The organism is Caballeronia sp. EK, assembly GCF_014384845.1.
GTDB classification, from domain to species: Bacteria; Pseudomonadota; Gammaproteobacteria; order Burkholderiales; family Burkholderiaceae; genus Caballeronia; species Caballeronia jiangsuensis.
In genome coordinates, this window is record NZ_JACSUE010000001.1 from 621,874 (window position 1) to 640,192 (window position 18,319).

The following is an 18,319-nucleotide window of genomic DNA, read 5'->3' on the forward strand; positions in this document are numbered from 1 at the left end:
CTAAATACGGCATGGCGGAATCGCGGTTGTAGCCTGCCTCGGAAACGCTGCCCGCCGAATTCGCCGCGCAACCAAACCCAGTTCGATGCCAGCGGAGGTTTTTCCGAAGATGTTCTGCCTCTAGGGATGGGGTCCATGAACGCCGTACTCAGATGCCTTAGCGACCTTTCGGAGGCCGCGCAGGTGTCGTTTCGGCGTCGTGTCCGTGAAGCGCGAGGAAGAGCGGGTGCGTCTGCTTGTAACGGTCACCCGCGATGGACCAATACGCCTCACCCTGCGACGACGCCATATAATCCGCCCTCCGCTGCATGCGTCCGTCGCCGAGCACGCTTTTTGAAATGGCATAGCGCACGTCCCCGTCAGGGCCAAGAATGACGGTGCATCCGCCGTAGATCGTGAAGCCCGGCCCGCGTGCGCCGGGTTCGACTTCGCAGGTCTGAATCACTTCGCTGACGAGATCGAAGATCACCTGCCCGTTCGGGCCGATGCGTCGCGCGGTGCGGATCGACTCGACCTGCACCGGCGTCGCGTGCATGCGGCGCCCGCTCACATCGCTCGTGCCGGGCGGGATGATGCCGAAGTCCGCGCGATGCGCCGGACGCGACACGAATTCGCCAAGCACGTGCGCTTGCCGCACGAGTTCCGCGGCTTCGGCGGGTTGCGCCGGATCGCCGCGAAAACGCAGATGCGCGAAATCCAGTTCGCGAATGCACGCCCGCGTAACGGTCGGAGGACGCCACAGCAGCGCGTCCTCCGAGAGGCTGCTCACGTTGCGCGGATAAATATCGCGGCGCAGGAACGCATCGATGAGCGCTTCGCGGTAGCCCCACTTGTCGTCGGGAACGAGATCGAAATCCGCGGTCACGGCGGCGCGCAGAAATTCGCCGAACGACAGGTCGACAGGAGGACAGTAATCGATCGCGCGGATAAGCACATTGAGAAACTGGCTCGCGAGCCTGCTCGCCTGTTCGGCGAGCATCTGCGCGAGTTCGGCGGGCACGTTGCCGGGCGGAAGAATTCCGGTGCCGTGGGTCGCGAGCCGCAGGTAGGGCGCGATCTTGCGCCGATACACCGTCTCAAAGGCCTCGAACACGGCGGCGACCAGCACGCTGCCGAGTTCGTGCGCTTCGAGACGGCGGTCGTACTGGCGCGGCGGATCGGCATCGATCGCGCTGCGCAGCGCCTGCTTGTGACCGAGACTGTGCCCGAACTGGCGCGCGAGATCGGTCAGCAACTGCGCCTTGCCGATGTCCGCGCCGTTTGCGCGAATCGCCGCGAGCACCACTTCCGGATAGCTGAAGTGTTGAAACAGCGCGATGAGGTCCGCGAAGCCTTCATGAAACGCGCCGACATCCGGACCGCTCGGCACCGCGAGGCTGGAGCGCAGGCCGTCGAGCAAGGCGTGCGTCATCTCGTGCGCGACGATATCGTGCGACAGGCAGGTGAACACATATCCGCCGGGCAACGTGCGATCGGTGGACGGCCCGTTGCGCGCGGCATAGTAGCCGAAGCACAACTCGCCGTTGACTTCGTCGTACCACGCGTTGTCGCTTTCGAACGCGTGCGGCCGGATGATGAGCTGGTCGGCGCCTTCCGTGCGCTTGAATCCCCATGAAACCTGCCGTCCGAGCGCCGCGCAAAACGCCGCATGTACATTGCTGCACACGGCATACACCATTTGCTGATGAAAGCGCGGATCGGCGGGCGACGGATCGACCCCGCGCCTGAGCAGCACATTGTGATCGTCGAGATCGAGCCGCCGATAACGCACGCCGCGCGTGTCGTCGATATCCTCCACGCGCAGCAGACGCCCGACCGGCCCGGGTTCGAGCCGTTCGTAAGGAACGTTCAGCTCGGCGAGCGCCCCTTCGAGACGCGAGGCCGCAGGGTCCAGCGCGTAGATGCGGAGCGGCCGGTACAGCGGCTCCTGCGGCTTGCGCAGCGGCGGCACGGGCTGCGTGCGCATCACGTTCGCGCCGACGCCGTAGCGCGTGCCGTAGCCGTCGCGACGGCCTTCGTCGAGCGGCGCACGCCGGTTGACCGCGCGCATCGGCTGCGCGCTGTCGCGGCTCTGCGCGCGCGCCGCGACAGCCTCCGGCGTCGCCGGCCCGGCGGCCGGAGACGAGATATTCTCGCGCTTCATCTCAGGCGGGCCCGCGCCGCAGTTCGTCGATCGCGCTCTGCAGTGCACCGATCACGCGGTTCACATACAGTTCGCCCGCGTAGATGCCGTCGCCGTTCTCGCGGCCGTCGTGCATGTCCGGCGAAAAAACATCGCTGTTCGCATTGCCATTAGCTTTGCCGTCGATAGCGCCATTGCCAGGCGGATACGCGCTCGCGTATCCGTTGATGCGGCCGTTCGCATGCCCGTTGCCAGTGGCCCACGCCTGCGGCCTCGCGAACCTCACGGGCGCGACGCCGAGCGGATGCAGGAGAAGGTTGTCCTGCGCATCGCTCATGGCATACAGGCGCGGATGCTGGTTCGCGTTCGGCCCGAACGCGTCGGTCATCTGCTGCGCGAAGCCGGCGTTCGTCAGCCCCGACGCCCCCGGTCCCGACAGCACGCGCATTGCGCGGTCGGTGAATGCGCCGTGTCCGTTGCTCTCCCACGCCACTTCTTCGGCAAGACACGCGGCGAACAGCAACTCGCGGCGCGCCTCGGCCTGCGCCGCACGAACCGCGCGCGAGCGGAACGTCGAGCCCGACCGGCGAAAGCGCTCGTGCGCCGCGATCAGCGACGCCGTGGGGATGACGAAGCGCGCCCGTGCCCCGCCCGGCCCCGCTATCACTCCGCCGTTGGGGCCTGCGCCCGCGAAGCGCGAGATCGTACCCGAATGACAGCAGTCCGTGAAAAGCGTGAGGTTGACACCCGCCGGAAGCCGGTCGCACAGTTCGCCGATGTCGTCATCGATCAGGAACGCGCCGTTAGCGAAGTCGTAAGGGCAGATCGCTTCGTCCTTGCCGTCCGGGCCTTCTTCATCGCCGTTCAGATCGGGCAGTTGCGTGCCGTGGCCCGAGTACTGGAACACGATGACATCGCCCGCGCGGCTCCCGTCGATGAGACTGCCGAGCGCGCTCACGATCTGCGCGCGCGTCGCCTGCTGATCGAGCAGCAGCGCCGGCGGTTCGAAGCCGAGGCGGATGAGCGCGTCGCGCCATGCTTTCGCATCGGCCACGCAGCCGCTGAGCGGCGCGGTCGGATAGCTGTTGATGCCCACGCACAACGCACGCCGCCGCCCCGCGCGCCCGCTCGCGACACGCGGCTCGAAGCGCCGCGACCGCTCCTGCGTCACGCGCGAAGCGGATGCGTCGGCGGGCGCGGTGTACGGATACGCGTCCGCGCCCCACACTTGCGCCTCGCGCGAAGCAGGCACGATGCGCTCGTAGTCGGTAATGGGATCGGCGTCGCTCTTGTTCAACACGCGGCGCAGGACGCTGTTCATGGTGGCCGCGTCGTCGTCGAATCCGCCGTGCGTGTAGGAACTGCTCGCGCTCCTGCCCGCCCCCGTAGCCGTCTTCGACCAGACGATATTGAACGCGCGCGACGCGGGCATCTTCAGGAACGACGCGAGTTGCGGCTCGGCGCGCAACGATTCTTCGAGACCGAGAATCGGCGCGCGCGGCTCCGGTTCGAGCGCATGATGAATCAGATACAGCAGCGACTTCCGGTAGATGAACGCGCAATTGTCGGCCTTCTCGAGGTCCTTGCTCATCGTGAAGATGGACAGGTTTTCGATGCCGTTCGACTGGCCCACGTGCGGCAGCAGCGTGCGCGTGAAAAGATCCATGCGCGCGGCGGGCGCGAGAAACGCCACCGACTTGAACTGCGGCACGCCAAGGAGGAGCGCCGCCGGAATGAAATAGCTATGGAAAATGGACCCCGCGCTATGTCCGACCGCATGTACCTCCACCTTGCCTGCGTGGTCCTTGCAGAAAGCCGCGAGCCGCTTCGCCACATACCAGCCGCCGCCCGCATCGGCCTCGGACGCCTGCAACGCGCTCAGTTTCATGGCGCCCCAGATCTGCGGACCGCGCAAGCCGCGCACCACTTTTTCTATGATCGGATCGCTCGTATAGTCCGCGAGATCGCGTGATGCTCCCGCCTCGTCGCGCGCACGCCTGAGCAATTGACCGATGCTCTCGAACGCGCCCGTTTCCCACACGAAATACAGCGGATAGACGTGATTGTCCTTCCACCATTGCAGCGCCTTGTGCGCGATCTGCAGACCACTTTTCTCGTCGACCAGACCGCCGTGCGAGAACACGACGACGCGCAACGGCTCCGACGCCGCCTCTCGTTCGCGCAATGCCTGCACGAGATGGTCGTCGAAGATCGCGTCGACATCGCTTGCCGATGTGGCCCATTCGCCGTCGTTCGAAAAGCGCCCCATGGTGAGGTTGACGACGTGCGGACGCATGGCCTGAAGATCGTCGGGCGTGAGATCCCTGAGGGTATCGCGCGAGCGATCGTCCTCCCTCGCCGCATGCGCGTGGTCACCGTGCTCGGCGTTGGGGTCGTCGTGTAGCGTGGAGGGCGCGCGCCGCAGCATGGACAGCGCTTCTTCGATGTCCGCATCCGGCTCAATCGCATGCGCGGGGAAAGGATCGTTCGCGCCTCGCGAGCGCGTTTCGTGCGCCGCGCGCGCTTCCGTGACGGCCGCGATCATCGCGGCGCGATCGATGGAATCGCCCGGACAAGTCTTTGACGACATCATGTTATGGAACATGAGCGTTTCGGCCGCGAGTCCGAAGCGCTCCTGAATGGCCGCGATGACGCCGATGGCCGTGTCGCGCTGCGCGCCCTCGAACGGATCGCGGCCCACGTCGAAGTCGCCGATCATCTCGAACATGAACGGCCCCGCCGATTCATTGCCGTTGTGACCCACCGCGCTCGCGGGCGGCATGTTCCAGTTGCGGCCGGTCCAGATCATGCCGTCCGGATCGATGGTGATGTGCTGTGCGATATCGGACCAGTGGTTCGTCTGTGTATGAAACTTCCACATCGACTCGATCGTCGATTCGCCCTTGAAGTCCGCATGCGAGGGCTTCCACGTGTGATGCATGTGAACCGCGTTGATGCGACGGACCCACTCGAACTGCCCGACCAGCTCGTTGAACTGGGCGAGCGAAAGCCTCTTGAAGCGCGACGGCATGGCGGTCTCCTGACGTGTGAGGAACGCGCGCGATCGCATGCCGCATCCGAGCTTCATGCAATCTATTTGTAATGGTTATCGGCCGCGCATTTCAAATTAGTTACACGTCTTTCATAAGTCAAGGGCCAAAAATGCGAACCCACGTCCTTTAAATTTGGATGACTATCCAATTTGAAAGCGGTCGACAGTCGTGACTGGCCGACCGGTCGAAGCATTCGGCGCTTTGAATTAATCGCTTACCCGTCCGACCGGGAACGCGTGTGCGCTTGCGCACATAAGCCGCTTCATTTTCCGGAATCCTTTCGATCAGCTTCTAAGCTGGAAAGCAAAAAGACAACTCGAAATCACCAGCGCCGCATCGACAACGACACGAGGTTCACCATGCCAGGCGAGACCATCACCGCGCGTCCGACAGGACAATTGCGTCTCTACTTCGAAGGCGCCGATGCGAACGCGACGCCCGCAAGTCTTTCGGCGGTCGAGCAGATCGACAACGCGCTGTGGGTCGCGGGCGACGAGTCGACCACGATCGAAAGACTCACGAGCGACGATTACGCCAACTACAAGGATCACGTGAGCCTGGATCTCACGCGATCGTTCGACTTGCCGGGCAAGGAGCAAGAGGAGATCGACCTCGAAGGCATTGCATGGGACAAGAAAAACGAGCGCCTGTGGCTCGTCGGCTCGCATAGTCTGCGACGCAAGAAGCCGCGTCCCGACGACTCCGACGCCGATGCCTTCAAGGCGCTCTCGAAGATCAGCCGTCAGGACAATCGCTATCTGCTGGGTTATTTGGACTTCACGCGCTCCGACCGGCGCGGCGACGCACGCGCGCTGGCGGCGCATCCGCCGTCGGGGCATGCCTTGCCGTTCGACAAGGAGGACAACGCGCTGATCAGGACATTGCGCAAGAGCAAGACGTATGCGCCGTTTCTCGATCTGCCGTCGAAGGACAACGGCCTGGACATCGAAGGCATGGCGGTGGCGAACGACCGCGTTTTCCTCGGCTTGCGTGGGCCGGTGTTGCGCGGCTGGGCGACGATCCTGCAAATCACGCTGGACCTCCGCGCCAACGGCGAGCTTGAGCTTCGACCGACGGACCGTAAGGATCGCGATTACGTGCGGCATGTTCTCGATCTTGACGGACTCGGCATTCGCGATCTGTGCGCGCACGGCAACGACCTGCTGATTCTCGCCGGCCCGACGATGGTGCTCGATGGCCCGATGCGCGTCTTCCGCTGGCGCGATGCGCTCGGGCATGAACAGGGCAAGTGCATCGACGGGCGACAACTTGAAATGCTGCTCGACCTGCCTTATGGAGACCGCGTGGATCACCCGGAAGGCATCACACTGTTCGAGCAGAATGGTGCGGCGCCGCTGCTTCTCGTGGTGTACGACAGTGCGTCGGGCGGCCGGATGCACGAGGGCGAATATTTCAAAGCCGATCTCTTCGCTTATCCCCAATGACGCGCTCGCTGGCCGCGCCACCGGAGACGACTCCAAGCGTAGTCACGCGGCCCCGAGTGCGCAAAGGCTCAGGACGGCGGGACGGATACGCCAAGGCCGGTAGTCCTTCGCGCTAGGACTCGTGTTTGCGTCGCGCGGCTGGTAGACGAAACGTGGCGCTACGTACGCTGGTTCGCCAACGACCAGCTTGTTCGGACTCACAGCGTTCGATTTTGGCGTTCAACCCTTGAAGGCCACACGTGTCCTTCAAAATCCGCGGCGATGGGCGTGAGCGGGTTTGCCATATCGGAGGAAATGAAAATGACTGAAAAGCATTCCTCACCATACCTTACCGATGGCAACCGACTGGGAGACGTGATTGCGGCGATTCAAGTGATGGCTGTCTACAAGTCCTACAAGCTTCCATTCGACCAATGGGCCTACCGAATTACTGCCGACAAACGCCAAGCTGACAGATGGAAAATCGTGTTCCTCGAACACCCCGAATTCTTTCGCCTTGATTCCGAGCGTGAACGCGCATCGCTGGTGTGGCGACGTCAATTCCCGCGTCGTTACGATGTGGACGAAGAACGGGTGCTTACACCTAATGAATACGCAGCGCTCCCGCAGCAACGGAAAGCGGAACGCGTTTCTCGCATTCCGCTCTCCTCTAGCGACATCAAGGCACTCATCGATACCGCAGTCAATCTTCATTCTCGAGCACTCGAGGAACAAAAGGACCGGCGCTGGTGGGTGGCGCTGGCTGGCGCGGCGGGCGGCTTGGTTGGCTCGATCGTCGGCGGTTTGTTGAAACCTCATTAGATTGCGAGAGCATCAGGGGAAAAGCACAGTAGTAAAACGCGTGATTATTCGTCTAGAGGGCGTCGAGTCCATGATGTCGTGCGACTGCGGATGGCATACCGGCAGTCCACAAGGTCACATGTTGATACATCAACATCGTTGGTCTAACGGCCGTTGATCGAGCGAAGACGTCGGCCAAATGTCCAAAGGACGGGCCACGACGAATGACGCGTCCTGGCCGAGCCAGGCCACATCAAATCGACACCGCAGCAACGCATCTAGTCAGGCATTGTTCCCCACGCCTGCGTACGCAACGATCTCGATTAGCATCTCTTCGCGCGCGAGACCGGCCACGACGAACGACGCACGATTTGGAAACGGCGCCCGAAAATGCCGCAGCCAGACCGCGTTGACGAAAGGAAGCCACGCCCGGTCCGTCACGTAGATGAGCACCTGAGCGACGTCGCCGGCCGTAGCGCCCGCGGCCTCGAGCGTCCGGAACAGGTTTGCGAACACCTGCTCCGTCTGTGCCTCGATGCCGCCGCTCACAAGCGCGCCGTCCGCGCTCACGGGAATTTGTGCGGTATAGAGTGTTCCGTTCGCCGCGACCGCCCAGGAGAAGAGCGACTCGGCGCGCTCCGGTAGTCCGGTGTGAATCTGCCTGACGCTGCGCGCCCCCCGCGCGTTCCGGTCAGAAGCCGTCATCTGAACCTCCTGCCCCATGCGTGCGCGACGCCTCGCTCTCGGCCACTAGCACGCGGCGCTTCCAGTCGACTAGCCGCGCCAGTTGCGCGGGCTCTACATCGACGCCATTCCAGATCGCTCCGTAATGCCGCGCTTCAAACTCTTCCGGATCAAGCTCGTGCGAGAGGCCGGGTTCTACGTCGATCGGCGAAGGAATCGCATCGCTCGTGCGGCAGCATACGACGATCTCTCCAGTGGCCGCACCGGAGCGCGCGTTGCAGCCCAGATAGGTGGGGTAAAGGCTGCGCCCATCCGTCCAAGCGAAATGACAGCCGCCCGCGTCTTGCCACGAAAGATCGAAGCGGCGCGAGCGCCCGCTCATCGTCTTCAGACCATGCAGCGCGAGACGCGGCGCAAGTGCACCCGAAACGCGCACCACGCCGATGCCGTCTTTCGTCGCCCTCGCCCATGCAAGCTCGAACGCCAGCACGCATCCGGCGAGACCGGGCGCTTGCCGTGCCGGATGTTCGCCACAGGCCGCGCCCTTGACGGTGTATTGCTCACGCGCCTGCGCGCCGAGCATGCCATCAAGCGCTTCCAGACCGCCAAAGCCTACGGCCTGAAGCCATACGGCCGCATCGGCTGCATCCTCGTAATCGCCCTGCGCCCATCCGCTGCCTTCCAGCGCCGCGCGGCACAGCGACGTCAACTCATTCATCGCCGTCTTCATGCTTGTCCAATTCCTCTTTCGTTGCTGTCCGGCACGCACGGAAAAATCCAGTCGTCGGCCATGTCTGTCGCGAGCTCATCGAGTGTCGGCGCGCCCTGGAACAATGTGACGCGCACCCAGAGGTTCGACTTGGGATCGAACTTGCTCGCACCGAACATCGCGAGCTTGGCACGCATCAGGTCGATCGGCAGGGTGTCCGCCGCCAGCAGGTTCTCGCGGATCTCGCCGTATGGCCGGCCAACCAGGGTCTGCACGCGGCGCACGATCGCGCGGTGCTCCGGATGCATCGCGACGAACTCCGCGACGCTCATGTCATCGTCGCGCAGCGCGTGCAGGGCCGCGTGAAGCCGTCCGACCTGGCGCGCGATATCGAGTGGCAGTTCACGCTCCGAGCCCGGCTCACGGTCTCGTACGCCCAGACGCGGTTCCTCTTTTTCCGCCGAGCGATACCAGAAGAAATGCGTATCGTCGCGGAGCGCAGAGGGCTGCTGCAACGCCCATCGATAGTCGTCCTCAACGAGCTGGCGCAACTCGCCCGTACGCATATCGGAATCGAGGCGCAAGGTATCGTCGACGGGCGCGCCGCAATCGATCGAATCGACGAGTTCTGGATAGAGTTCCAGCAGGACGGCCACCAGCACCTCCTGCGCGGCGCTCGACACCCGCTCGCCGGTCCACGCCAGCAACATATCCCAGTGGAATGCTTCAGGCGTCGCGGCAAGGCGCCGCAGCGCATCCTGGATGATCGGCAGCTCGCCGACGATCACCGCGTTGCGCGCGGCCTCGCGCGGATGGTCCGTGTGCACCTGCGCGATGTGACGCGCCGCGCGGGCCAGCAGGGCTTGCGCGCGTGTCGTCGCAGGGGCATCGACGGACTCGACGGCCAGCACGCGTGCTAGCGCGGTCTCCCGTCCGCGCACCCATTGATCGAGCTGAAGCGGATGCCGTACGAGGAACGGCGCCATGCCGAGCCCAGTGGCGTTGCCGACGCCGAGATAGCGCCGGCAACTGCGCGCGAGCTTCACGGCGATGCGTGGATTACGGCGCACCGCGACGTGTTCGGCGAGACGCACGCTGAAGTCGCGCAGCACATACACGGCGCACATCTGCGCCGAAAAACCCGAGCGAAACGCTCGAGTGCCGGCAATCCGCGGATAGTCCGCGATACCGAACTTGCCGTTGCCATACACGGCCGTCGTGCGAATCAGGTAGCCGACCCGCTCGAAGACGGATGAATCCGGCTGACGCCCTTCGGCGAGACAGCTCACCACATGGTCGAAGTTGCGCACGCTCTTGTTGGCGCGGCACAGCACGAGATCGTTCGCATCGAGCCGGCCCGCCTCCTGCAACGGCACATTGGCGCGCAATCGCTCGAGGTCGCCCGGCTGCGGCACGCCGCAGATGAGTGCGGACGTGATGTCCCACTTCTGCGCGATCACGCGATCCGTGCGCTCCGCCGCGTCGAGATGCCGCGAGAAAATCACCTGGCTGTATCGCTCGCCATAGGCTTCGATCGAATAGATGCAGACGCCGTAGCCCTCGTCGTCCAGCTCCGTGTGCGCGACGCGAACCCGCCACTGGTCGCGCGCCATGCGCCTGACGAGCGCCCGCACGAAGCTCAGCCGCGTGCCGTGCATCGCGCCGAGACGTTCGGTACGGTTCGTGAGGTCGGCGCTGCGCAGCGCCGGATGCGTGTTCTGCATGATGCTCACGCTGTCGTCATTCATGATGGCCTCATCGTTCATCGGTCGACTCCTTGCTCGATCGCCATCGTCCGGGCAATGCGCACGGCGTCCCAAAGCGAGGGCAGAATCAGGATCGACACCGGCACCGCCGTGATGACGATGAACGACTGCAGCGCGCTGACGCCGCCTGAGCCCATCGTGATCAGCACCGCGCCCACCAGCCCCATGCCGATGGCCCAGAAAATCTTGAGCCAGTGACGCGGCTCGCCGCGATCACCCGACATCGCCATGGCAATCGTATAGGCCATCGAGCCGCCGTTGGTCACGACCGAAAAGAAGCTGAGAAACAGGAACAGCGCCGAGATCAGGTTACGCAACGGCAGCGCCTGCGCCACGCCGAGCAACAGCGCCTCGGGCAGGCTTCCGTGCGAAACGACGCTGCCCGGTGAGGCAAGCTCGATGCCGATGCCCGCGCCGCCCACCAGCGTGAACCACAGCATCGTGACCACGGGCGCGGCGATGGAAAGCAGCACGACCAGCTCGCGAATGGTGCGGCCGCGCGACACCTTCGCGACGTAGATCGCCATCATCGGCGCATAACCGATGAACCAGCCCCAGTAAAAGAGCGTCCAGGCATTGAGCCACTTGTCGTCGCCGCGATACATCGCGGTCTGGACAAAATCGACGACATGCGTCGCGAACGCCTGGAAGAACACGCTCGTCAGAAAGGCCGTCGGCCCGAAGACGTAAAGATAGGCCGCCAGCCCAAGCATGAGCCACACGTGGATCTTGCAGACGAAGCGCAGCCCTTCCAGACCCGCGATGCAGGCCGACGTGAAGATCACGGTCACCGCGAGAATCACGAGCGCCTGTGTCACGACGGTGTCGGGCACGGCCCAGACCGAATGCAGCACGTAGGCGATCTGCAGCCCGAGAAAGCCGATCGGGCCGATGGTGCCGGCAGCCACCGCGATGATCGAGGTGGCGTCGGCGAGCGTCGCGATCGGGCCCTTGAGCGCGCGCGCTCCGAAGAGCGGATAGAGCAGCGTGCGCGGCGCGAGCGGCAAGCCGCGGTCGAAGTGCAAATGCATCAGCACGATCGCGAGCAGGCTGCCGAGCACGGCCCACGCGAGAAAGCCCCAGTGCAGGAAGGACTGGGCGAGCGCCGCCACGGCTCCTGCCTGCGTGCGCGGCGCCGCGCCGAAGAACGGCGGAGGGCTCATGAAATGCATGAGCGGCTCGGCGGCGGCCCAGAATGCGCCGCCGCCGGCCAGCAGCGCGCACATGATGATGACGACCCAGTTGAACGTCGAGTTCGACGGAACCTGCGCGGCGCCGCCCAGCTTCACGCGGCCGAGCTTCGAGAAGGCGATCGCGAGACTGACCGCGAAGGTCGCGAGCATCAGCACCTGCCAGTAGAAGCCGAAGACGCGCGTCGCCCAGCCGAAGGCGGTATCGACGACCGTCGAGAGCCACGAGAGGTTGCACAGCGCCGCCACCAGGAACAGCACGAAGAAGCCGCCGCTGATGAGAAAGATGGGCCAGTCGATGCTGCGCGTATGAACTTCCCGCTCATCGCGTCTGGCCGCGAGCGCGGGCGTGGTATCTATTTCCATGTCTCCTCCAGTTTGAATAGTAGTCTCGTGCGATGCAGTCTCGTGCAACGCACCGCGCGCTAGTCGCGCCGCTCGGCGTCGCACAGAATGCGCATCCAGTTGCCGCCCATGATCTTCGCCACCTCGGCATCGGAGAATCCCGCGCGGGCAAGCGCCTCGGTGAGCTTTGGAAAGTCCGCGTTCGAGCGAAACCAGTTCACGGGGTCGGGCCACGCGGCGTGCTCCGCGCTGCCTTCGCCGTAATCCGTCTGTTTGCTCCAGCGGCCGTTGCGCATCCATTCGAGCACGCTGTATGGCTGTGCCTGACACAGGTCGCTGCCGATGCCCACGTTGTCGACGCCGATCATGTCCACCGTGCGCGCCACCATGTCGGTGAACTCGCCCGTCGTGCAGCGGCTGCCGTTCTTCAGGTGAAACGGATAGAGGCTGAAACCGACGAGACCGCCCCGCTCCGCCAGCGCGCGCAGCACCGCATCCGACTTGTTGCGCTTCGCCGCATGAAAGAAGGAAGGGTTCGCGTGACTGATGACGATCGGCCGCTTCGACAGCGCGATTGTTTCGAGCGTCGAACGCTCCGCGCTGTGCGACATGTCGACGATCATGCCGACGCGGTTCATCTCCTCGATCACCGCGCGCCCGAAGCGCGTGACGCCGCCGTCGCAGGCTTCATAGCAGCCCGTCGCGAGCAGGCTCTGATTGTTGTAGGTCAGTTGCATCGTGCGCACGCCCAGATCGCGGAACACCTCGACGAGACCGATGTCGTCCTCGATCGGCGAGCAGTTCTGCAGCCCGTAGAGAATCGCGATCCTGCCGCTGCGCTTCGCGACGAGCACGTCGTCCATGGTGCGTGCCGGCATCACGAGATCGGCATGGCGCTCGAAACGCGCGTTCCATTCAGCAATGCGCGACAGCGTTTCACGCGCGTTTTCCCAGTAGACGATGGTGGCGTTCACCGCCGCCACGCCACCTTCGCGCATCTCCTCGAAAATCTGCCGGTTCCAGTTCGAATACTGCGTGCCGTCGATCACCACCAGCGAGTCGTGCAGGCTCATCATGTTTCCTTGTCCGTTCATGCCCGTGTGTAGGCGGTCTTGAGCGTCGTGTAGAACTCCGCCGCGTGCGGCCCCTGCTCGCGCGGACCGTGACTCGACGCCTTGCGGCCGCCGAACGGCACGTGATAGTCCGTGCCCGCGGTGGGCAGATTGACCATCACACAGCCGGTTTTCGCGTGGCGGCGGAAATGCGTCGCGTGCCGCAGCGACTGCGTGACGATGCCCGCCGTGAGCCCGAAGGGCGTGTCGTTCGCAACCGCCAGCGCTTCCTCGTAGTCGCGCACGGGAATCACGCATGCGATCGGCCCGAAGATTTCATCGCGATTGATCTGCATGTCGTTGCGGCCGTCGTCGAACAGTGCGGGCGACATGCACCACGCGCGCTCCGGCCGGGCCAGTGCCTCGCCGCCGCACACGAGCCGCGCGCCCTCCTGTCGGCCCAGCGCGACGTATCGAAGGTTCGATTCGAGCTGACGCTGGTCGACCACCGGCCCCATCTGCACGCCGTCGTCCAGCGACCGTCCGACACGCACGTCACGCAGACGCTGCGCGAGCCGTTCGACGAACGCCGCATGGATTCCGGGCGTCACGACGAGGCGCGACGAAGCCGTGCACTTCTGTCCGGTGCCCGAGTAAGCGCCGTTGAAAGCGCAATCGACGGCGAGGTCGAGATCGGCGTCGTCGAGCACGACCAGCGCGTTTTTGCTGCCCATTTCCATCTGCAGCCTGATGAGCTGCGGCGCCGCGGCGGCGGCCAGGCGCCGGCCCGTTTCGAGCGAACCGGTGAAGGTGATGCCGTCCACGTCAGGCGAATCCGCGAGCGCGCGACCGATCGCCTCGCCCGGCCCCATCACCAGGTTGAACGTGCCGGCGGGCAGCGCCTGCCGGCTGATGATCTCGGTCAGCGCCCAGGCGCTCGCCGGCGTCAGATTGGCCGGCTTGAACACCACCGCGTTGCCGAACGCGAGCGCGGGCGCGATCTTCCAACTCGCGGTGGCCATCGGGAAATTCCAGGGCGTGACGATACCGACGACGCCGAGCGGCTCGCGCTGGATATCGATCTCGACGCCGGGACGGACGGAATCAGCCTTGCCGCCGAGCTGACGCAGCACTTCCGCGGCGAAATAGTGAAAGAACTGTCCCGACCGCGCGACTTCGCCGATGCCTTCGGCAAGCGTCTTGCCCTCTTCGCGCGACAGCAGCCGGCCCAGTTCGTCGCGGCGCGCGATCAGTTCATCGCCGATCGCGCGCAGCACGTCGTGACGCGCTTCGAGACCGTTCGCCGCCCAGCGCGGTTGAGCCATGCGCGCCGCTTCGATCGCCTCGCGCGCCTGCGCCGGCGTGGCCTGCGCGTAGCGGCCGATCACGTCCTCGGTGTCCGACGGACTCCGGTTGTCGATGAGTTCATCGCCGGCCTGCCAGCGTCCATCGATGTAATTCAAAAAGGTCTGCGACGTCATACCCGATCTCGCTTTTTCCATTGACTTGAAGCGATTCTAAAAATCGGGCTAAGATAATCAAAGCCAAATATTTTTATGATTTTATTTGCTTCTCTTATCGATAAATGGACCGCCTCCCCGACGTCAAGATCACCCAACTGCGTCATTTCGTGGCCGTGGTCGAGTATCGCGGCTTCAAGGCTGCCGCCGCCGCCGTGTTTCGGAGCCAGCCCGCGCTGTCGCTGTCCATCAAGGAGCTGGAAAGCGCGCTGGGCGCCGCGCTCTTCGAGAAGGGCAGTCACGCGTCGCCCACACCCTTCGGCACCATGCTCTACGGCGAGGCGCGCAAGCTGGTCGAGCATTACGAGCGCGTGATCGGCTCGGCCGTCGACGTCGTCCGGGTTCGGCATGGGCGCGTGCGCGTGGCCGCGGTGCCGTCCATCGCGCACGAAATGCTGCCGCGCGCGATCAGCCGCTTCGCGCAGCGCTATCCCGGCATCGAATTGCACGTGGAAGACGGTACCGCGGACTATATTCACGACCGGGTGCGCTCGGGCGTGATCGACTTCGGCATCGCAGGCGAGCCCAAGGGAGAGCCGGAGTTGAGCTTCACACCGCTTCTGTCCGATGTGATGTGCGTCGTGGTGAAGGCGGGCCATCCGCTCTTCCGGCATCGGAAGATCAAGTGGAAGGATCTGTCTGGCTATCAGCTCATCGGCAACGGTACGATGCGCGCATTGCCGGCATCCCTGCTCGATGCGATTGGACAGATGGAGATCTTCATCGCCAACACCACCGCCCTGCTCTCGGCCGTCGAGGGTGAAGTCGGTCTCACCGTACTGCCTTATCTCGCGCAGCAGCGACATCGGGACATGCTGCGTTTTATTCCGCTTGACGAACCGCCTGTCGAGCGCACCGTGGGCTTCGTCGAGCCGACCGGAAGGTCGTTGAGTCCGGCAGCGCTCGCGCTGCGCGAGAGTTTCCTGGAGAATCTCGGCGTGTCGGTACTACCGAAGCAGGTTCGCCGCTTGACGTTCGATTGATGCGATGGTCTGGAACGCGCAGATCGCGGACATGCTGAATGCGGGCCAGCGTGATCGCACTATCGGTAAAGCGTTCAACCGCGTTGGGACGGCAGCGCGCCGCATTGCTGACCTCCGCGATGCGGTGCAGTCGAGCGTCGGCTTTTAAGGACAGCGAACGAGTCTTGACGACCCTCTTCTCCCGCCCGGCACTTCTCCCGCTCAAGGTCGCATCCTGAATAAGTGCGGTCGCTCAATGAGGCCACGTCACGGGCCGCAAAGAGTTCTCAATGCGCCGTCAGTTGCCAGCGCAACACGGGATACGTCGCGCCCGCCGGCATCGCCCAGACGCCTGAAGGCCCGAAGTTCCACGACACGAAGCTCGCCGGATTGCTCATCTGCGCAGTGGTCAGTCCGTTTGTCGCGGGCGGTGCCGTGCCGCCCTCGCCGACATGCACCGCGTTCAACTGATTCGTCGTTTCCTTGTTCCAGTACACGTCGTTGCGGATCGTCCCCGAGTTCAGCGTGGCGATCGCGCCGTTGATATCGGGCGTCGGTCGCTCACTCGACCGCCCCACGGCAAACGACTCTTCGATGATGCCCGTGCTGGCGTTGTATTCGACAAGTGCACCGTCTCCCATCAAGGAGCCGACAGGACCCGTGCCATAGGATTGTTGAATCACCCCCGTGTTCCTGGCGACCAGTCCGCCGCCGCTCGCGTGCGAGCCGCCAACGTTGATCGAGCCGGTCGCGAAAGACTGCACGATCCAGCCGTCGTTCTGGTTGACGAGGCCGCCATACGAACCATTGCCGCCAACGGATGCGCCGCTCCACGACCGTTCTATCGTGCCCTTGTTCCACCCGACGAGACCGCCACCCCCGACGCCGCCGAACGCCGCGCCCGACCCCACTCCACCGGTCGACCATGCATAGGCGACGACGCCATCGTTTCGCCCGGCGAGCGCGCCGAAACTGCCGCCGATACCGCCCTCCACCTCGGCGTTCGCCACCCCGACGTTCCGTACGACGCCGCTCGTTCCAACGACACCGAACAGCCCGGCATACGGAACGTACGCTTGAGCGGGGACCTGGATATTCAGGTTACTGACGACATGGCCGAAGCCATCGAATTGCCCGGCGAAGGGCGCCGTGTCGGTCGGTGCGATCGGAGTGAAGGAGGTGCTCTGCGTCGTCTTCAGGTCGATATCCTTGCCGAGGGCGTAATTGCCCTTCAGATCCCGCGACACGTTCATCAGATCTGTGACGTTGTTCACGAGTGTGTACGCGGTGATCTGCGTGACATAGCCGCTGAAGGGCAAGCCCGGCCAGCATCGGTTGGCGAGCAGCGTTCCGGCCGAATAGCTGCCATTCATGTCGTAGAGCAGACTTACGATGCCGCTGCTCCTCGACCAGTCGATCGTGCCTTGATTGCCGATGCCGCCGCCATTGTCGATGCCGGTTGCATCGGCGCGAACGGTGAGGTTTCCACCGCCGGTGTTGCGAATGGCCGAGCCAGCGGCGATCGACACGCTATGCGCGGAATTCAGCGCGAGCGATGCGCCGCCTTGCCACTCGACGTTGCCGCTCACCGTGATATCGCTGTTCGCGCCTGTGACCGTAACGTCCACCGATGTGCCCTTGCCCAGGCTGCGCGAGATTGCATTGGCGGCGTTCGCGTCGATCGTGAAGATCGGTGCGCTCAATGTCCAATGGCCCGCAAGCACCGTCGCGCTGCCGATGTCGAGCGTCGTTGCGCGCGTGTCGACGGCGCCGCCGCTGCCGTCCGCATTCTTCGCGATGATCGTGCCGTCCGCATGAACTTCGCCCTTGTCCGCGACGAGCCAGACGTGGCCATCGCGGGTTGCAGTGCCGGTCGCGCGGATCGCAGCGCTGTTGCCCGCGAGGGCATACACGTTGCCATCGGCGGCTTGCAAGCTGGCTTGCGCCGCCCCGATCGTGCCCGCGTTCATCACCGTGCCGCCGCTTCCCGCCTGCACGAATACCTGTTGGCCAGCGGACGCGTCCTGCAACAGCACCTGATTGCCTGCCACCAGTTCAACCGTTCCCTTCGGCGCATCGATGCTTCCGGCGTTGATCACCGACTTGCGCGACACGAGGAACACGTCGCCGCCGCTCGAACCGATCTTGCCGAGATTGATCACCACTCCGTTGCCTCCGCCCGAAAACGCGAGCGGACCGCCCTGCATGAAGGCGTTCGGATCGATATTCAGGGTCGATGCAACGAAGCGCCCGCCCGTCGCAATCACGCCACCCGGGGCCACGAGCACGCCGTGCGGATTGATGAGATAGACACTGCCGCTCGCGTGCATCTGCCCCAGGATCGTGGAAGGATCGCCGCCCGTCACCCGATTGAGCGTCGCGCCGCTACCGTTGTCGAAGGTCACCGTGCGAGACGACCCGATCGAAAAACTGCGCCAGTCGATGACGCCCCGCGACGACGTCTGATTGATCGTGACGGACTGGCTGCCGGTCGTTATAGCGCCGCTGCCCGCGACGAACTGGCCGCCGCCAGGGAGCGGCGGTGCCCCGGATACCGCGATCGCGTATGCAGACGCCAGGCCAAGCACGAACGGTCGCATCAGAAGGCAATATTGATTTGGGGTACGAATCCATGAACACCGCGCCAAGCGTTGCATGTTTCCCTCCTTTGCCCTGAGCCGCTTGCTACTC

The 18,319-nt window shown here is 64.3% G+C and carries 13 protein-coding genes; 4 read left to right on the plus strand and 9 right to left on the minus strand.

Annotation, left to right across the window (positions count from 1 at the left end):
- Positions 1-157: 157 nt before the first annotated feature.
- The gene (locus IAG25_RS02660) at positions 158-2,143 is read right to left on the minus strand and encodes a peptidase M4 (protein WP_187603390.1); all 1,986 of its coding nucleotides are present in this window, start codon (positions 2,141-2,143) and stop codon (positions 158-160) included.
- Between the two features lies 1 nt (position 2,144).
- Positions 2,145-5,153, minus strand: coding sequence for a caspase family protein (locus IAG25_RS02665; protein WP_187603391.1), 3,009 nt, complete (start codon positions 5,151-5,153; stop codon positions 2,145-2,147).
- Positions 5,154-5,534: 381 nt separating this feature from the next.
- On the opposite strand from IAG25_RS02665, the gene IAG25_RS02670 reads away from it, so the two are divergent.
- A complete protein-coding gene (locus tag IAG25_RS02670) occupies positions 5,535-6,620 on the plus strand; it encodes a DUF3616 domain-containing protein (protein WP_187603392.1) in 1,086 nt (361 codons plus the stop codon).
- Positions 6,621-6,920: 300 nt separating this feature from the next.
- Positions 6,921-7,421 (plus strand): hypothetical protein, encoded by a 501-nt coding sequence (locus IAG25_RS02675; protein ID WP_222946339.1) that lies wholly within the window; start codon positions 6,921-6,923, stop codon positions 7,419-7,421.
- 261 nt (positions 7,422-7,682) lie between these two features.
- On the opposite strand, the gene IAG25_RS02680 is transcribed toward IAG25_RS02675, so the two are convergent.
- From IAG25_RS02680 to IAG25_RS02705, 6 genes are read right to left on the minus strand one after another with little or no spacing between them, the layout of a single operon-like run.
- The gene (locus tag IAG25_RS02680) at positions 7,683-8,105 is read right to left on the minus strand and encodes a RidA family protein (protein WP_187603393.1); all 423 of its coding nucleotides are present in this window, start codon (positions 8,103-8,105) and stop codon (positions 7,683-7,685) included.
- A complete protein-coding gene (locus tag IAG25_RS02685; protein WP_187603394.1) occupies positions 8,092-8,802 on the minus strand; it encodes a DUF3726 domain-containing protein in 711 nt (236 codons plus the stop codon). The genes IAG25_RS02680 and IAG25_RS02685 overlap by 14 nt, the downstream gene beginning before the upstream one ends.
- A gap of 8 nt (positions 8,803-8,810) precedes the next feature.
- The gene (locus tag IAG25_RS02690; RefSeq protein ID WP_187603395.1) at positions 8,811-10,559 is read right to left on the minus strand and encodes a hypothetical protein; all 1,749 of its coding nucleotides are present in this window, start codon (positions 10,557-10,559) and stop codon (positions 8,811-8,813) included.
- Positions 10,556-12,115 (minus strand): BCCT family transporter, encoded by a 1,560-nt coding sequence (locus tag IAG25_RS02695; RefSeq protein WP_187603396.1) that lies wholly within the window; start codon positions 12,113-12,115, stop codon positions 10,556-10,558. Before IAG25_RS02695 ends, IAG25_RS02690 begins: the two co-directional genes overlap by 4 nt.
- Before the next feature lie 59 nt (positions 12,116-12,174).
- Complete coding sequence (locus tag IAG25_RS02700; protein ID WP_255503477.1) at positions 12,175-13,170, minus strand: dipeptidase; 996 nt, start codon at positions 13,168-13,170, stop codon at positions 12,175-12,177.
- A gap of 14 nt (positions 13,171-13,184) precedes the next feature.
- Positions 13,185-14,627: an aldehyde dehydrogenase family protein gene (locus IAG25_RS02705; protein WP_187603397.1), complete on the minus strand. Its 1,443-nt coding sequence runs from the start codon at positions 14,625-14,627 to the stop codon at positions 13,185-13,187.
- 104 nt (positions 14,628-14,731) lie between these two features.
- On the opposite strand from IAG25_RS02705, the gene IAG25_RS02710 reads away from it, so the two are divergent.
- Together IAG25_RS02710 and IAG25_RS02715 are read left to right on the plus strand one after the other, a co-directional pair.
- The gene (locus IAG25_RS02710; RefSeq protein ID WP_187603398.1) at positions 14,732-15,649 is read left to right on the plus strand and encodes a LysR family transcriptional regulator; all 918 of its coding nucleotides are present in this window, start codon (positions 14,732-14,734) and stop codon (positions 15,647-15,649) included.
- Between the two features lie 4 nt (positions 15,650-15,653).
- Positions 15,654-15,797, plus strand: coding sequence for a hypothetical protein (locus IAG25_RS02715; RefSeq protein ID WP_187603399.1), 144 nt, complete (start codon positions 15,654-15,656; stop codon positions 15,795-15,797).
- Positions 15,798-15,915: 118 nt separating this feature from the next.
- Here IAG25_RS02715 and IAG25_RS02720 read toward each other — a convergent pair whose 3' ends face one another.
- Complete coding sequence (locus IAG25_RS02720) at positions 15,916-18,216, minus strand: two-partner secretion domain-containing protein (RefSeq protein ID WP_309243909.1); 2,301 nt, start codon at positions 18,214-18,216, stop codon at positions 15,916-15,918.
- Positions 18,217-18,319: the final 103 nt, after the last annotated feature.

What these genes read in the sequence shown, in the direction of transcription:
- IAG25_RS02660 (WP_187603390.1), bottom strand. Translation starts at nt 2,143, where the DNA reads ATGAAGCGCGAGAATATCTCGTCTCCGGCCGCCGGGCCGGCGACGCCG.
- IAG25_RS02665 (WP_187603391.1), bottom strand. Translation starts at nt 5,153, where the DNA reads ATGCCGTCGCGCTTCAAGAGGCTTTCGCTCGCCCAGTTCAACGAGCTG.
- IAG25_RS02670 (WP_187603392.1), top strand. Translation starts at nt 5,535, where the DNA reads ATGCCAGGCGAGACCATCACCGCGCGTCCGACAGGACAATTGCGTCTC.
- IAG25_RS02675 (WP_222946339.1), top strand. Translation starts at nt 6,921, where the DNA reads ATGACTGAAAAGCATTCCTCACCATACCTTACCGATGGCAACCGACTG.
- IAG25_RS02680 (WP_187603393.1), bottom strand. Translation starts at nt 8,105, where the DNA reads ATGACGGCTTCTGACCGGAACGCGCGGGGGGCGCGCAGCGTCAGGCAG.
- IAG25_RS02685 (WP_187603394.1), bottom strand. Translation starts at nt 8,802, where the DNA reads ATGAATGAGTTGACGTCGCTGTGCCGCGCGGCGCTGGAAGGCAGCGGA.
- IAG25_RS02690 (WP_187603395.1), bottom strand. Translation starts at nt 10,559, where the DNA reads ATGAACGATGAGGCCATCATGAATGACGACAGCGTGAGCATCATGCAG.
- IAG25_RS02695 (WP_187603396.1), bottom strand. Translation starts at nt 12,115, where the DNA reads ATGGAAATAGATACCACGCCCGCGCTCGCGGCCAGACGCGATGAGCGG.
- IAG25_RS02700 (WP_255503477.1), bottom strand. Translation starts at nt 13,170, where the DNA reads ATGATGAGCCTGCACGACTCGCTGGTGGTGATCGACGGCACGCAGTAT.
- IAG25_RS02705 (WP_187603397.1), bottom strand. Translation starts at nt 14,627, where the DNA reads ATGACGTCGCAGACCTTTTTGAATTACATCGATGGACGCTGGCAGGCC.
- IAG25_RS02710 (WP_187603398.1), top strand. Translation starts at nt 14,732, where the DNA reads ATGGACCGCCTCCCCGACGTCAAGATCACCCAACTGCGTCATTTCGTG.
- IAG25_RS02715 (WP_187603399.1), top strand. Translation starts at nt 15,654, where the DNA reads ATGGTCTGGAACGCGCAGATCGCGGACATGCTGAATGCGGGCCAGCGT.